Here is a 14,198-nt window from a genome sequence, read left to right on the forward strand (position 1 = left end):
ATTTATATAAAATGTATTAAGACTTATTAGCAGTTAAGCTAATTTTTAACTCTACATCATCGTTAATAAATTTATCTCCTAAATCATCAAAAAATGATTTAGAGCCATATTTTACATTCCACTTAGAACGATCAATGCTGAAAGTTTCACTTGTTAAAGTCACGCTATCTTCAGTTTCATTTAAAGTAACTGGAATTGTAATGTTATTAGTAGCATCTTTCATTTTTAAATTTCCAGAAAGCATTAAAGCACCATCTTTTTTCTCAGATCCTGTTACAGTGAATTCTGAAGTTGGGAATGCTTCAACATCAAAGAAATCTGCACTTTTCAAGTGACCAGTTAACTTTCCGTTCATTTCATCCTCTGCAGGAATATCATTAACTTCCAAAGATCCCATGTCTACCTTGAAAGTTCCGCTTTCAACCAATCCGTCTTTAACAGTTAAAACACCACTTTCTAGAGCAATAACTCCATGGTGCGATCCGGTTGGTTTGAAACCTTTCCAAGTAATGGTAGAGGCAGTAGTATCTACGGTATATTCAGTTGAAACGACAGTTGCTTCGGCTGTTTCTTCGGCTGCTGTAGTCTCTGCTTCTTTTGCTTTTTTACATCCAACAATAGCCATGGTAATAGCCACTACCATTAATACATTTAAAATTCGGTTTTTCATAATACAGGTTTTGTTTTAGTGTTAAGTGTAAAAGTAAACATTGGTCAATAATTTTTACATAAAAAAATATTAAAATTCTTTGGTGACATTTTGACATTTTTCCAATAATGGCAGTACTTTTGCCAAACTAATTTGAGAATTTAACGTTGAGTTAGAACCATGAACAAGAAAGATAAAAAAGCTAAAGATTTGACAGATAATCAAGTGGAAGAACAAAAGGTGGCCACAGAACAAGTAGAGCAAGCTTCAGAAATTTCTACAGAAGAAAAACTACAAGAAGAGTTGAAGTTAGAAAAAGATAAGTTTTTAAGGTTGTTTGCAGAGTTTGAAAATTATAAAAGACGTACTTCCAAAGAGCGAATTGAACTTTTCAAGACAGCTAGTCAGGATGTGATGGTGGCCTTGTTGCCAGTTCTTGACGATTTTGAGAGGGCTTATAATGAAATTGCAAAAACCGAGGAAAAAGAACTTCTTAAAGGAGTCGAATTGATTAACAACAAACTTAGAAACGTCCTTAAAGGTAAAGGTTTGATGGAAATTGAACTGAGCCAGGGTGATGATTTCAATGCAGATGATCACGAAGCGGTTACTCAAATACCAGCCCCATCAGACGATTTGAAAGGAAAAATCATTGATGTTGTTGAAAAGGGCTATAAATTAGGTGATAAGGTAATTAGATTTCCTAAAGTTGTAACTGGAAAATAAGATATGGCGAAGAGAGATTATTACGAAATATTAGGAATAGATAAAAGTGCCAATGCCTCTGAGATAAAGAAGGCTTATAGAAAGATGGCATTAAAATATCACCCAGATAAAAATCCGGATGACAAGGATGCTGAGGCCAAATTTAAAGAGGCTGCAGAAGCTTATGAAGTTTTGAGTGATGCTGATAAAAAGGCCAAGTATGATCAGTTTGGACACCAGGCATTTGATGGTGCAGGCGGATTTGGCTCTGGAGGTATGAACATGGATGATATCTTTAGTCAATTTGGAGATATTTTTGGAGGAGCTTTTGGAGGTGGAGGTTTTTCTGGTTTCTCTGGATTTGGAGGAGGTCAGCAAGTAAGGCGAGTAAAAGGAAGTAACCTAAGAATTCGCGTTAAGCTTACTCTGGAAGAAATAGCCAATGGTGTAGAAAAGAAAGTTAAGGTTAAAAGGAAAGTTCAAGCTAAAGGAACCACATATAAAACTTGTGGAACTTGTAATGGTTCTGGGCAAGTTACCAGAATAACCAATACCATTTTAGGTAGAATGCAAACAGCGACCACCTGTAACGTTTGTGGTGGCGCAGGTCAAGTTATTGATAAAAAGCCTTCAGAAGCAGACGCTCACGGTATGATTGTTAAGGAAGAAACCGTAGCCATTAAAATACCTGCGGGAGTTGTAGACGGAATGCAGTTAAAAGTTTCTGGAAAAGGGAATGAAGCTCCAGGAAATGGAATTGCTGGTGATTTGTTAGTTGCAATTGAAGAAGCTAGACATGAAACCTTGCAACGTGAGGGGGATAATCTTCATTACGACTTGTATGTTAGTTTGCCAGATGCGGTCTTGGGTACATCTAAGGAGATAGACACCGTGACAGGTAAGGTACGTATCAAAATTGAAGCAGGAGTGCAATCTGGGAAGATTTTGAGATTGAGGGGAAAAGGAATTCCGAGTATCAATGGATATGGCAAAGGAGATTTATTGGTGCATGTCAATGTATGGACTCCAAAGAATCTGAATAAACAGCAGAAAGAGTTTTTTGAATCCATGAAGGATGATGAAAACTTCACTCCTAAGCCAGAAAGTGGTGATAAATCATTTTTTGAAAAGGTAAAAGACATGTTTTCTTAAAGGAAATTGAAATAGAAATAAAAAAAGCCACAACTACTTGTGGCTTTTTTATTTTATAAGGGATAAAATTATAATAATTAAATATTTATTTATAAAAAAGTACTATATTTGGTTTATCACTATTTCTAAATAATAGTGGTATTTTTCTTTTTCATAGCAATTTTTTCCCATCCTTGAATTTATTTAAGGGTGGGTTTTGTTTTAAGGGTTTTCCCTATATTAAACTCAAATTAGGGAGTAAACCTTTAGTAGTTTTAATATATTTACACAATCGATTTAGCTTTAGCTTTTAATGATATAATTTTATGGATAACTTATTAGAAACGCATGCAGTTTCTAAAAAATTTGGAAATTTTACAGCACTTAATGAAGTTTCCATTTCTGTTCCAAAAGGAAGCGTATTTGGGTTACTTGGTCCAAACGGAGCAGGAAAAACCACCCTAATAAGAATTATTAATCAAATTACCATGCCTGATACTGGAAAGGTGATTTTAGATGGAGAACCTCTAAAAAATCATCATATTCAGGATATTGGTTATTTGCCAGAAGAGCGTGGGTTGTACAAGTCCATGAAAGTTGGTGAACAAGCCATGTATTTGGCGAGGCTTAAGGGATTAAGTAAAGTTGAGGCCAAAGAAAGGCTTCAATATTGGTTTGATAGATTGGAAATTCATGGCTGGTGGAACAAAAAAATCCAGGAGCTTTCAAAAGGGATGGCTCAAAAGGTGCAGTTTGTAGTAACTGTATTGCACAATCCCAAATTACTCATTTTTGATGAACCATTTTCTGGATTTGATCCCATAAACGCCAATTTAATAAAAGATGAAATCTTGAGGTTGAAGGAAAATGGATCTACTGTGATTTTTTCAACACACCGCATGGAATCAGTTGAGGAATTATGTGATCACATTGCCTTAATTCACAAGTCCAATAAAATTTTGGATGGCCCATTGACAGAAATTAAGAGAACCTTTAAGAGTAACATCTATGAGGTAGGTATAAAGAGTCAAAATGATGTAGCTTTGGAGCAAGAACTTGCCTCCAAGTTTGAACTTTCCAAAGCAAATTTTAAAACCCTGGGAGAGGAGTTAAAACTAAATGTAAAACTTAATGCCGATGAATCAGCAAATGATTTGTTGAGATATTTAACTTCTAGGGGTGAAGTTTCTCATTTTGTTGAGCTTATTCCAAGTGCTAACGATATTTTTATTCAAGCGGTTAAAAATACCAAAATATGAACCATTTACCATTAATCATACAACGTGAATACCTTAACAAGGTTAGGAATAAATCGTTTATAGTGATGACCATTTTGAGTCCTATCATTATGATTATTTTGGTTGCCTTTGTTGCTTATTTATCACAATTAAATAACAATAAGGAACGAACTATCGTCGTATTGGATGAATCTGGTTTTTTGGAGGATGCTTTTCAGTCTACCGACAATACTACTTATAAATTTATAGATGATCTTTCCCTCGATGAAGCAAAACGAGATACTGAAGCTAATGGAGATTATGGTCTTCTTTATATTGAGGATGTCGATGATTTCAATGAATTGGGAGAACATATAAAATTCTTTTCTACGGATTCACCTTCCTTGATGTTAATGTCTGATTTGGAAAACAACATCCAAAAGGAGCTTTCTGAGATGAAATTAATTGAGGAAGGAATTGATATTGATAAGATTAAGGAATCAAAACTAAGAGTAAATATTGCCCAAGAGAGTTTTGTGGGTGAAAAAACCTCTAAAATAGACAGTATTGCTAAACTATTTTTTGGTTGTGCTGCTGGGTATCTCTTGTTCATGTTTATTATTATATATGGTAATATGATAATGAGAAGTGTGATAGAGGAAAAGACCAATAGAATCATTGAAGTGATAATTTCATCTGTTAAGCCTACTCAATTGATGCTGGGAAAAATCATAGGGACTTCCCTGGCTGGTATAACCCAGTTTCTTATTTGGCTTATCCTAGGAGGCGTTTTGGTTTCAATTGTTTCAGCTATTTTTGGAGTGGATGTTCTACAAACTCAGCCAGTGGATCAAGAAGCTATGAGACAAGCCATGGAAAATACTAATTCTCCTGAGTTTCAATCAATAGTTATAGCAATTAATAACCTTCCTATTGGTAATCTTGTAGTGGCGTTTCTATTGTTTTTTCTTGGTGGTTACTTGCTGTACAGTTCGCTATATGCAGCCATTGGAGCCGCAGTTGATAGTGAAACAGACACCCAACAGTTTCTTCTACCTATTTTGATGCCCCTCATCTTGGCTGTTTATATAGGTGTTTTTACGGTTATAGAAGATCCACATGGGACTGTTTCAACCATATTTTCGTTCATTCCATTTACTTCTCCTGTAGTCATGTTAATGAGAATACCATTTGGCGTACCTATTTGGCAGCAGCTACTTTCGTTTGGTTTGTTGGTGGCTACCTTTCTTTTTGCAGTTTGGTTTGCATCAAAAATTTACAGGGTTGGAATTTTAATGTATGGTAAAAAGCCTAGTTATAAAGAACTAATTAAATGGATTAGATATTAGAATGAGGGATTTCCTTAAATTTTTAAATAGAAATTTTGAATTAGGCAAAGACATTTCTCTAAGCTTGATGGATGTTATCATTGCTTGTATGGTGCTTTTAATGGCTACTATATTGTTGAACATCCTTAGAAAAATTATAACAAGGAACCTCCCCCTTGATGATAGCAAAAAGTTTAAAGTTGTCTTTTCCTATGCGAGATGGCTTGTTTACATATTGATTCTGTTAATCACTTTTCATATGATAGGTGTTAATGTGACGGGAATCTTTGCAGCATCGGCAGCTCTTTTAATAGGGATAGGTTTGGCACTTCAAACCCTTTTTCAAGATATCATATCGGGAGTCTTTATACTGGTAGATCAAACGGTTCATGTTGGTGATATTATAGAGATCGAAGATAAGGTGGGAAGAATTGAAGAAATTAAATTACGTACAACTAGAGCTGTAACCATAGATAATAAGGTCTTGGTGATTCCAAACCATTTGTATTTGACCAATACCCTTTATAATTGGACCCAAAACGGTACTACAACGAGGGAGTTTGTAACGGTAGGAGTCGCATACGGGAGTGATGTTCAGTTAGTTAAAAAACTTTTAATTCAAGCTGCAGAATCTTCACCAGATGTACTTCCAGATCCACCACCTACTGTGGTTTTTACAGATTTTGGAAGTAGTTCATTAGATTTTAAAGTAATATTTACACTTAATGATAGTTTTAAAGGGCAATTTCCAAGGAGTGAAATACGTTTTGAAATAGATAGATTGTTTAGACAACATAATATTACGATTCCTTTTCCGCAGAGGGATATTCATATCATTAAACCATAAATGCCTATGCCCAACCGACTCTTACGCCATGTCCTAATCTTTTTTTTGTTGTTTGCTATAGCTTTTTCGGCTCAGGCACAATTAAGTGATTTGGCAAGGTTGGAGTATTCATTTGTTCCCAAAAAGGAGTCAGAGGATGAGTATTACAGGTTAAGAGGTTTGGTCAATTTTCCAATTAGAGTCAAAGACAAGAATTTTATTGTTGTTGGAGCTGAATATAATGGTGTGATAATGCACCTTGAAGATCATTATCCATTTCCAAAGTCAGAATTGGATAGGTTTCATATCATTGATTTCAGTTTGGGATATACCTTTGTCAATAAAAAGGATTGGCGTTTCGGTGGTAAAATTGTACCCAGAATAGCTTCAACTTTTTCGAAACCTTTAACTTGGGAAGATTTTTTTATCAATGCCGGTGTTTATGCTGTTAAAGATAGAATGAAAGATGAAACAGCACGAAAGCCCAATCGTTTGATTCTAGGGGTTACCTACAACAGTACAACTGGTTTGCCTTTTCCATTGCCTTATGTAAATTATCATAGAAGATTTCATCCGCATTGGTCCTACGTTTTGGGTGTTCCAAAATCAAATATGAAATATCATTTTGACCCACAAATGGACAAGGATGTTTTGCAATTGTATGTTACTTTAGATGGTTTTTATGGTCATGTTCAGAATAAGATTATGGTTTATGATAAAGAAGCCGAGTATATGTCTATGAGCATGGTTGTGACGGGTTTGGGCTATGAACATAGTTTTACAGATCACCTCGCTTTCTATATTTATACAGGTTACACCTTAAGGCAAAGGACCATATTAAGGGACAAAAATAACGACGAAGTTTTTAGATTAGATGATTTAAACACCTTCTACTTTCGTGGAGGTTTAAAATATAAAATATAAGATGCCAAAAATTTTAGTAATAGAAGACGAAGCAGCCATTAGAAGAGTCCTCGTGAAAATTCTCTCAGAGGAAAATGATAAATATGAACTTGAAGAAGCCGAAGATGGACTAAAAGGACTTGAAGCCATAAAGAATGAGGATTATGACTTAGTTCTCTGTGATATTAAAATGCCAAAAATGGATGGGGTTGAAGTTCTTGAAGCCGTAAAGAAAATTAAACCGGAAATTCCGATGGTGATGATTTCAGGACATGGGGATTTGGATACGGCTGTAAATACCATGAGATTGGGAGCGTTCGACTATATTTCAAAACCACCAGATTTGAACAGACTTTTGAATACTGTCAGAAATGCCTTGGATCGAAAGGAATTGGTTGTTGAAAATAAGAAGCTAAAAAGAAAAGTCAGTAAGAATTACGAAATGGTAGGAGAGAGCGCAGCCATTTCCCAAATTAAGGATATGATTGAAAAAGTGGCACCTACTGATGCTAGAGTTTTAATCACTGGGCCTAATGGAACAGGTAAAGAGTTAGTTGCTCATTGGCTCCATGAAAAAAGTGAACGGTCTGTAGGCCCGATGGTTGAGGTCAATTGCGCTGCCATACCAGGAGAACTTATTGAAAGTGAATTGTTCGGTCATGTAAAGGGGTCTTTTACGGGAGCCAATAAAGATCGTGCAGGAAAGTTTGAGGCTGCCAACGGAGGGACCATTTTCCTTGATGAAATTGGAGACATGAGTTTGTCTGCGCAGGCTAAAGTTTTAAGAGCCCTTCAAGAAAATAAAATTCAAAGGGTAGGTAGTGATAAAGATATTAAGGTAAATGTCAGGGTTGTAGCTGCTACCAATAAAAATCTGCAGAAAGAAATTGAAGATGGTAAATTTAGAGAAGACTTATACCATCGTTTGGCGGTTATTTTAATTAGTGTGCCAGGCTTGAATGATAGAAGAGATGATATCCCTCTTTTGATTGAATATTTTTCCGAAAAAATTGCAGAAGAGCAAGGGACTTCAAAGAAAACATTTTCAGATAAAGCGGTTAAGTTACTTCAAGAGTATGATTGGACTGGAAATATTAGGGAATTGAGAAATGTGGTTGAACGGTTAATTATTCTTGGAGAAAAAGAAGTCACCGAGAATGATGTCAAACTGTTTGCTTCCAAATAAACCAAAAGGCTGTTCAATACGAACGGCTTTTTTTTGCATTGATAATTAAATCTTTTTTTCACTGAGGTGAGATTTACTTATCTTTCAAAGAAGAACAAAAATTATAATATGAAGGATATATCAGTTGATTCATTTATTGCACCAAACACGGTACATTTAGACACCATTGACACCAAATATGATTTGGATGCTTCCGAAAAGAAAATAGAAAAGGAATTGGAGGAGGTGCGTGAAAAACTAGGTAAGTTTCAAGATAAACTCTATGCCCATTCAAAGTATGCCGTACTTATTTGTATTCAGGGTATGGATACAGCGGGTAAGGATAGCTTGATACGAGAGGTGTTTAAAGATTTTAATTCCAGAGGGGTGGTTGTTCATAGTTTTAAAACACCAACAGATCTTGAACTCAAACACGATTATCTTTGGAGGCATTATATCGCACTTCCTGCAAGAGGGAAATTTGCTGTTTTCAATAGAACACATTATGAAAATGTGTTGGTAACTCGGGTACATCCAAATTATATTTTAAACGAAAATTTACCAGACATCCATTCTGTAGCTGATATCAATGAAGCCTTTTGGCATAGTCGCTTTGAACAAATCAATAATTTTGAAAAACATATTGCTGAAAATGGCACTTTAATTTTTAAATTTTATTTACATCTGTCAAAAGAAGAGCAAAAAAACAGATTGATTAGAAGGCTTGATAAACAAGAGAAAAATTGGAAATTTTCGCCAGGTGATCTTGAAGAGCGTAAACTTTGGGATGATTATAAGGCCTGCTATGAAGACGCGATTAATAGAACCTCTACACCTCATGCACCCTGGTACATTGTGCCCTCAGACGATAAACCAACCACACGATATATCATTGCAAAAATTCTTTATGACACCTTAACTCGATATGAGGATATCAAAGAACCAGAATTAGATGATGACATCAAGGCCAAAATCGATTTTTATAAGAAGCAATTACAAAGCGAATAGATTTTATAATTTCTTTTACAAAAGGGTTCTTGTTAAGTGTTATTTTAGTGTCCTAAACCAATCAAGCTTATGAAATTAAAACTTGTTGCCTTACTATTTTTAGTATCTCTCACGGGGTTTGCCCAAACCGATGAAACCTTATTAAAAACAATTTATACCAAATCGTTAACCAAAGGAAAAAGCTACGAGTGGTTAAATTATTTGTCCAATACTATTGGTGGTCGATTATCGGGGTCATTAAATGCAGAAAGGGCTGTTCATTATACAAAGGATGAATTGGAAGCTTTAGGTCTAGATAGGGTATGGTTACAACCTGTTATGGTACCGAGATGGGTAAGAGGCGCCAAGGAGTATGCTTACATTAAATCTTCTTCGGGACAATCAACTACGGTTAATATTTGTGCTTTGGGAGGTTCGGTGGCAACAGATGCAGTAGGCCTAACGGCTAAGGTTGTTGAAGTTAAGAATTTTGAAGAATTGGAGAAATTAGGTAAGGAGCAAATAGAAGGCAAGATCGTTTTTTATAACAGGCCCATGCAAGCCGATTTGATTCAAACATTTGAAGCATATGGTGGATGTGTCAATCAAAGGTATAAAGGGGCTGTTGAGGCTGCTAAATATAATGCCGCTGGGGTCATCGTGCGTTCCATGAACTTACGTCTGGATGACCTGCCTCATACGGGTAGCATGACTTATGACAATCTGCCCAATTCAAAACGAATTCCATCTGCAGCTATAAGTACTAATGATGCAGAAATGCTCAGTAGTATGCTAGCTTTGGACAAAAACTTGGATTTTTATTTCCGTCAGAATTGCAAACAAATGTCCGATGTGGAGTCTTTCAACGTTATTGGAGAAATGAAAGGGTCTAAATATCCAAATGAATATATCATTGTTGGCGGACATTTAGATTCATGGGATTTAGGAGATGGGTCTCATGATGATGGAGCAGGAGTTGTTCAATCTATGGAAGTTTTAAGACTGCTCAAAGAAAGTGGTATCAAGCCGCAAAGAAGTATTAGGGTGGTTTTGTTTATGAATGAAGAGAATGGACTAAGAGGTGCCACTAAATATGCTGAGGTAGCTAAGGCTAAAGGGGAGAACCATATTTTTTCTTTAGAAAGTGATGCTGGTGGCTTTACACCAAGAGGGTTTAGTTTTGATTGTTCTGATGCTGTTTTTAATAAAATTGAAGGATGGAAACATCTTTTCAAACCTTATTTGATTCACTATTTTGAAAAGGGTGGAAGTGGAGCCGATGTAGGTCCTCTAAAAACTGAAACCAATGTTACTGCTGGATTAAGACCCGATTCACAAAGATATTTTGATCATCACCATGCATCCAATGATACCTTCGATGCCGTGAACAAACGTGAATTGGAACTTGGAGCTGCAACCATGACTTCCTTGGTCTATTTAATTGATAAATACGGAATTTCACCGATAGCAAATAATCCGAGCTTAAAAGATTAATCTGTATTTGGTTTGGTTTCGGATACCAATTGTAATTTGTTTTTTCCAAAGTCCAAGGTTCTGATAGGGAATGGAATATTGATGCCTTCTTTGTTGAAATGCTGTTTGATTAATTTGATAGCTTGATGTTTGGCTTCTAATTTGGGTTTGGGCTTGGTACTGTCTATCCAAAACCTGACAACAAAATTAATTGAGCTATCACCAAATTCTGTAAAGAAGAATTCAACCTCCTCATTTCTATTTTGCTTGAAGTGGTCGGTAATAATTTTTCTAACCAAATCTTCTACCTTTTGAAGGTCACTTTCATAGCCAATTCCGCATGCTACATCAATTCTTGATCTTTTTGACCAGGAATAATTCACAAAAGGATTTTCAATAACCATGGAGTTTGGAATTACCACAAACTCATTGTCGGTTTGCCTAATAAAGATGTTACGTAAACTAATTTCTTCTACATAACCAGAAATATCACCAGTTTGTATAAAATCTCCCAACCTTATTTTTGGAAGAAAGGATAACAATAAACCAGAAAAGGAGTTATTCAGGGTAGCCTGTAGCGCTAAACCAATGGCTAGGCCAATCACTCCTGCACCCGCTAGTACCGAGGTTAAAACTTTGTCCAAATCCATCACCCCTAGAGCAATAAAAAAGCCTATTATCAGAATGACAGCAAATAGGATTCGGCTTAGAATGTCTTTGATAGATTCCTGACTTATTTTCTTGAAAAGCACTTTTTTGGAAAATCTTCTGATAAACTTGGCCAGAAAATAGAACATGAACATGACCAAAACGGCCACGACAAAGTTGGGTAATTTTAAAATAATGGCTTCAAACCAACCATCTAGTTTGTCAATAAGATTAGAAATAGCTTTCGTTATTGAGAAATTCTTTTCCATTTGGAACTATTTGAAGGTTTATTGTAAGGGTGTGATAAAAGATAATTAAATCTGAAAAATCATTTTGTTAAAAATAAAATAAAAATGTTCAAAAGTCCGCTTCTTATGAAGAAAAAGAGCTAAATCGCAATTTTTCCTTACCTTGATTTTAAAGGTGTTTTTATATGAAAAAAGGATATAGTTATTTCCCATTTTTTTGATAGGAAATAAAATCTCCTCGTCTAAAATTCCGTAAATTTAGGGCTTATAAATTTTGGCTTATGGATGTTGTAAATGATGTGTATAAAAGAGGCTATATACCTTTGATAGATTCTGAAAAAAAAGTGGATTTGGTATCGGAAATTAAACGATTAAAGAAGGAAAAAAATGCGGTGATTTTGGCTCACTATTATCAAGAGCCAATTATTCAAGATTTAGCAGATTATGTGGGAGATAGCTTAGGCTTATCACGTAAGGCGGCAGAAACTGAAGCAGATATTATTTTATTTGCAGGTGTTCACTTTATGGCTGAAACAGCAAAGATTCTGAACCCAACTAAAAAGGTCATTTTACCAGACCTTAATGCAGGATGTTCATTGGCTGATTCTTGTAATGCTGAAGATCTTGCCAAGTTCAAGGAAAGGTATCCCAATCATTTGGTGGTTACCTATGTGAATACTTCTGCAGAAGTTAAGGCTATTAGTGATATTTGTTGCACATCTTCAAATGCCGAAAAAATTGTGCAATCCATACCTCTTGACCAACCTATAATTTTTGCTCCTGACAAAAATTTAGGTTCCTATATTAAGAATCAAACAGGTAGGGATATGGTACTTTGGGATGGAGCCTGTATTGTGCATGAAGCATTTTCATTGGAGAAATTAATAGCACTATACCAAAAACATCCAAAGGCTCAAATTATTGCGCATCCAGAATCGGAGGCCCATATTTTGAAAGTTGCTAACTATATTGGCTCTACTTCTGAACTTATAGACTATGTAAAAACCAATCCCAATAGTGAGTTTATTGTTGCTACTGAAGCTGGCGTTATCCATGAAATGCAAAAGGCGGTGCCAAATAAAATATTGGTTGCAGCTCCTGCCAAAGAGGATAACACTTGTGCCTGTAGTGAATGCGCTTACATGAAAATGAATACACTTGAAAAAGTTTATAGTTGCTTAAAGTATGAACTTCCTGAAATTCATGTGGAACAAGAAATCCAAGAAAGGGCATTGATTCCAATTCAAAGGATGCTAGACCTATCTTAGAGGTAATATGACAAAATACGAAACAGATTTTTTAATTCTTGGATCGGGAATTGCAGGTTTAACTGCTGCCATACGTTTGGCTCAAGCAATGCCTGATAAAGTGATTTCCGTGGTAACTAAGGCAAATGAAAATGAATCTAACACCAAATATGCCCAAGGAGGTATGGCTGTGGTTTGGGATAAATTAGATTCATTTGAAGATCATATCAATGATACCTTAGTGGCCGGAGAATTTCATAATAATCCAGAGGTAGTGAGAATGGTGGTTGAAGAAGCTCCAAATTGTTTAAGACAATTAATTTCTTGGGGTGCAGATTTTGACGCTAACACCAAAGGTGAAATTGATCTTGGAAGAGAAGGAGGACATTCAGCCCATAGAATAGTACATCATAAGGATATCACGGGATTTGAAATAGAAAAAACGCTACTGAAAAAGGTAGCAAGTTTAAGCAATATTTCAATGTTTCCTTATCATTTTGCTATCGACCTAATTACTGATCATCAACTAGGGCATGTTACTGGAGAAGGTTCTGAAGTAGGCTGTTATGGGGCTTACATTCTCGATCAAAAGACCAATGAAATTAACCGGTTTATGGCATCACAGACCATTTTGTGCACAGGGGGCATCGGACAAGTTTATGCTTCGACAACCAACCCTCTGATTGCAACTGGTGATGGGATTGCTATGGCCTTTAGGGCTGGAGCCAAAGTAAAAGATATGGAATTCGTTCAATTCCATCCCACGGCTCTTTTTGAACCAGAACAGAGTCCTTCATTTTTGATTTCAGAAGCGGTAAGAGGTTTTGGTGCTTATTTAAGAAACAAAAACGGTGAGCGATTTATGGTTGCTATTGATGATCGTGCCGAACTTGCGCCAAGAGATGTAGTTGCAAGAGCTATCGATAACGAGATTAATACTTCAGGAGATCGGTTTGTTTATTTAGACTGTAGGCACTTAAATTATGAGGCTTTTTTAAAGCATTTTCCAAATATTAATGAGAAATGCTTAGAAATGGGAATTGATATACGGGAGCACATGATTCCCGTCGTTCCGGCAAGCCACTATGCCTGTGGTGGTATTGAGGTCGATACAAATGGAGCCACCAATTTGATTAATCTTTACGCAGCTGGAGAATGTTCTTGTACAGGACTTCATGGTGCAAATAGATTGGCATCCAATTCATTACTAGAAGCTTTGGTTTATGCCAATCATATTGCAGATGCTATTATTGAAAAGGAAGAAGAACTGCAAGGATTTCAAGGAGATGTTCCGGTTTGGAATGATAAAGGGACTTCTAAGCCTAAAGAACTGATATTGATTACCCACTACCGTAATACGATTCAAAGTATTATGTCTGATCTAGTAGGTATCGTCAGGGCTAATGACCGCCTCAAAGAGGCCGCGAAGCATTTAGTGTATGTAGATCAATCCACACATGATTTGTATGTGAATTCTAAACTATCCGTTCAAATTTGCGAATTGCGAAATTTAAATACCATAGCAAGTCTTATTGTGAATCAATCACAAAAACAAACCAAAAATTTAGGAGGATTTTATAACATTGATTTGCTTCAATGATTCCTATTCTAGGGTGAATTTTGGTATATTGGCAATCAAAAATAAGTTACGCTTTATAGTAGCTTTCCAAA

13 protein-coding genes are annotated in these 14,198 nt (G+C 35.8%); 11 read left to right on the forward strand and 2 right to left on the reverse strand.

Going from position 1 to position 14,198, the window contains the following annotated elements; genetic code table 11:
• Nucleotides 1–16: 16 nt before the first annotated feature.
• Nucleotides 17–670, reverse strand: a complete 654-nt coding sequence (locus tag LOK78_RS15470; RefSeq protein ID WP_232395810.1) for a YceI family protein — start codon at nt 668–670, stop codon at nt 17–19.
• A 159-nt stretch (nt 671–829) separates the two neighbouring features.
• On the opposite strand from LOK78_RS15470, the gene LOK78_RS15475 reads away from it, so the two are divergent.
• The 9 genes from LOK78_RS15475 (at nt 830) to LOK78_RS15515 (ending at nt 10,405) form a co-directional block, all read left to right on the forward strand.
• Nucleotides 830–1,375: a nucleotide exchange factor GrpE gene (locus tag LOK78_RS15475; RefSeq protein ID WP_232635536.1), complete on the forward strand. Its 546-nt coding sequence runs from the start codon at nt 830–832 to the stop codon at nt 1,373–1,375.
• Nucleotides 1,376–1,378: 3 nt separating this feature from the next.
• A complete protein-coding gene (gene dnaJ, locus LOK78_RS15480; protein WP_053971558.1) occupies nt 1,379–2,506 on the forward strand; it encodes a molecular chaperone DnaJ in 1,128 nt (375 codons plus the stop codon).
• Nucleotides 2,507–2,811: 305 nt separating this feature from the next.
• Nucleotides 2,812–3,744: an ABC transporter ATP-binding protein gene (locus LOK78_RS15485; RefSeq protein WP_232395811.1), complete on the forward strand. Its 933-nt coding sequence runs from the start codon at nt 2,812–2,814 to the stop codon at nt 3,742–3,744.
• Nucleotides 3,741–5,051 (forward strand): ABC transporter permease, encoded by a 1,311-nt coding sequence (locus tag LOK78_RS15490; protein ID WP_166960038.1) that lies wholly within the window; start codon nt 3,741–3,743, stop codon nt 5,049–5,051. Before LOK78_RS15485 ends, LOK78_RS15490 begins: the two co-directional genes overlap by 4 nt.
• A gap of 1 nt (nt 5,052) precedes the next feature.
• On the forward strand, nt 5,053–5,877 hold the full coding sequence (locus LOK78_RS15495; RefSeq protein ID WP_053971561.1) for a mechanosensitive ion channel family protein: 825 nt from the start codon (nt 5,053–5,055) through the stop codon (nt 5,875–5,877).
• A gap of 6 nt (nt 5,878–5,883) precedes the next feature.
• Complete coding sequence (locus LOK78_RS15500) at nt 5,884–6,780, forward strand: DUF6268 family outer membrane beta-barrel protein (protein ID WP_232635537.1); 897 nt, start codon at nt 5,884–5,886, stop codon at nt 6,778–6,780.
• Between the two features lies 1 nt (nt 6,781).
• Nucleotides 6,782–7,945, forward strand: a complete 1,164-nt coding sequence (locus LOK78_RS15505) for a sigma-54-dependent transcriptional regulator (RefSeq protein WP_232635538.1) — start codon at nt 6,782–6,784, stop codon at nt 7,943–7,945.
• Between the two features lie 108 nt (nt 7,946–8,053).
• Nucleotides 8,054–8,932 carry a PPK2 family polyphosphate kinase gene (locus tag LOK78_RS15510; protein ID WP_053971563.1) on the forward strand — a complete coding sequence of 293 codons (879 nt, stop codon included), beginning with the start codon at nt 8,054–8,056 and terminating at the stop codon, nt 8,930–8,932.
• Between the two features lie 69 nt (nt 8,933–9,001).
• Nucleotides 9,002–10,405 carry a M20/M25/M40 family metallo-hydrolase gene (locus LOK78_RS15515; protein ID WP_232395815.1) on the forward strand — a complete coding sequence of 468 codons (1,404 nt, stop codon included), beginning with the start codon at nt 9,002–9,004 and terminating at the stop codon, nt 10,403–10,405.
• Here LOK78_RS15515 and LOK78_RS15520 read toward each other — a convergent pair.
• Nucleotides 10,402–11,301, reverse strand: a complete 900-nt coding sequence (locus tag LOK78_RS15520; protein ID WP_053971565.1) for a mechanosensitive ion channel family protein — start codon at nt 11,299–11,301, stop codon at nt 10,402–10,404. The two genes, LOK78_RS15515 and LOK78_RS15520, sit on opposite strands and share 4 nt — an antisense overlap.
• Nucleotides 11,302–11,561: 260 nt before the next feature.
• On the opposite strand from LOK78_RS15520, the gene nadA reads away from it, so the two are divergent.
• Together nadA and nadB are read left to right on the forward strand one after the other, a co-directional pair.
• Nucleotides 11,562–12,548 (forward strand): quinolinate synthase NadA, encoded by a 987-nt coding sequence (gene nadA, locus LOK78_RS15525; protein ID WP_232635539.1) that lies wholly within the window; start codon nt 11,562–11,564, stop codon nt 12,546–12,548.
• Between the two features lie 7 nt (nt 12,549–12,555).
• Entirely contained in the window at nt 12,556–14,127 is a 1,572-nt protein-coding gene (gene nadB / locus LOK78_RS15530) for an L-aspartate oxidase (protein ID WP_232635540.1), read from the forward strand.
• The last annotated feature ends 71 nt before the right edge of the window (nt 14,128–14,198 follow it).

Source organism: Mangrovimonas futianensis (assembly GCF_021245805.1).
Lineage (GTDB): Bacteria > Bacteroidota > Bacteroidia > Flavobacteriales > Flavobacteriaceae > Mangrovimonas > Mangrovimonas futianensis.